Source organism: Fictibacillus sp. 18YEL24 (genome assembly GCF_015903855.1).
In the GTDB taxonomy this organism is placed as follows: domain Bacteria; phylum Bacillota; class Bacilli; order Bacillales; family Fictibacillaceae; genus Fictibacillus; species Fictibacillus phosphorivorans_C.
This window is the reverse complement of the sequence record NZ_JACZDT010000017.1, coordinates 1-1,663: the sequence shown is the minus strand read 5'-3', so window position 1 is coordinate 1,663 and position 1,663 is coordinate 1. Positions and strand designations below refer to the sequence as shown.

The window sequence follows — 1,663 nt, the reverse complement described above, 5'->3', positions numbered from 1 at the left end:
TTTGAACTGCACCCCGTCAAGTAGACAGTAAAAATAATAAAAACCAACTAAGAGGCTTCAGCTCTATATTCTATAGGGCTGAGGCCGTTTAATCGTTTTTGATATCTTTCATAATTATAAAAATGGATATACTCATCTATCGCTATAGACAGGTTTTCAAATGTCTCAAATTTATGTAAGTAATACTTTTCACACTTGAGGGTTCCCCAGAATGATTCCATTGGTCCATTATCTATACATCTACCCACACGTGACATGCTTTGAGTCATTTGGGCTTGATCCACCTTGCGTTTGAACCCATGAGAAGTGTACTGAAATCCTCGATCACTGTGAATAAGTGGTTGTTCTTCCTCTAACTGTTCTATTGCTTGGTCTAGCGTTTTGAACACGAGGCTATTATTATTCGAATGTCCTACTACATAGCTTACGATTGATCCATCATACAAATCTAAAATGGCACTTAGATAAGCTTTCTTTTGTGAACCATATTTGAATTCTGTGACATCCGTTACCCATTTTGTATTTTTCTTTTCTGCTGTGAATTCACGATTTAACACATTCTCCGCCACATGTTGGGGGATAGAACGCTTATATCTACTCTTCTTTTTTCGAATGACGCACTGTATATCCGCAACCCTCATCAGCCTATAAATCCGTTTAGGATTAAATTTCTTGTTTAAGATTCGGTTTATATTCATTGTCATTCGACGATACCCATAGATGCCCTCCACTTTCTTATGGAGAGCTTTCAGCTCTTTTATAATCTCATTATTCTGACGCTCTTGCTTAGAAGGCATTCGTTTTAGCCACTTATAATAGGCAGCTCGTGAGAGACCTGCGATTTCACAAAGCAAAAGAATACTTACTTTTTCTTTAACATGTAGTTCCTGGATGGCCATATATTTATTTTCATTTGGTATATAGACTACTTTTGCCTCCTTTCGATCTCCTCTAACTTTTTTAAGAATGCATTTTCCGCCCGTAATCGTTCATTCTCTCGTTCTAATCTTTTCATCTGTAACTTAAATGCCTCATCAGGTGTTAACTCGTTTTCTTGCTTTGTTCTTCCACGCTTATCTTTAAGCGCTTCATCTCCATCTTTTTCATACTTCTTAACCCATTGATACACCTGTTGGTAGGAGACCTCGTATGTTTCAGCTTTTTTCTGATAATCCTTCCCGTTCTCCAAACAATCAAGTACAATCTGTCTACGTTCACCCCATGTTGTTTTTCTTCCTTTAGTCATAGAACTCGTCCTCCCCATAGACGTACCCTTTAATTCTCTATAACTATTATACGTCTTAATCCATTCCTGGAGGACCGATCTACTTGAAATACCATACATTCTTATAAGTTCATTCTGAGAGTATTGACCTGACAAATAATCCCTAACAGCTCTGACCTTGAGCTCTTTAGAATAAGACTTCCAGGGACTTGAGGATCTAAGACCTTCCATTCCATATCTCTCAAATTGCTCAATCCATTTCTTAAGAGAGGTCTTGGCTATCTCAAACTTTTTACAATGCTCTTTTATTGTAAATTCGCCCTCTTTATAAGTAGATAAGACTGTGTATTTAAACTCTTTAGAATACCCCATAAAAAAACTCCCCTTAAGATAAACAGACTTTTTATTTCATCTGTCTACCTTAAGGGGAGCATATCA

At 37.0% G+C, this 1,663-nt stretch carries 1 protein-coding gene; it reads right to left on the bottom strand.

What is annotated here, in order from left to right:
• Window positions 1-47 precede the first annotated feature (47 nt).
• Window positions 48-1,597 (bottom strand): IS3 family transposase gene (locus HU823_RS22385; protein ID WP_370568613.1). Its coding sequence is split into 2 segments (ribosomal slippage): window positions 48-973 and window positions 973-1,597, totalling 1,551 coding nucleotides; the frame shifts between segments, so codons are not numbered across the junction.
• Window positions 1,598-1,663: the final 66 nt, after the last annotated feature.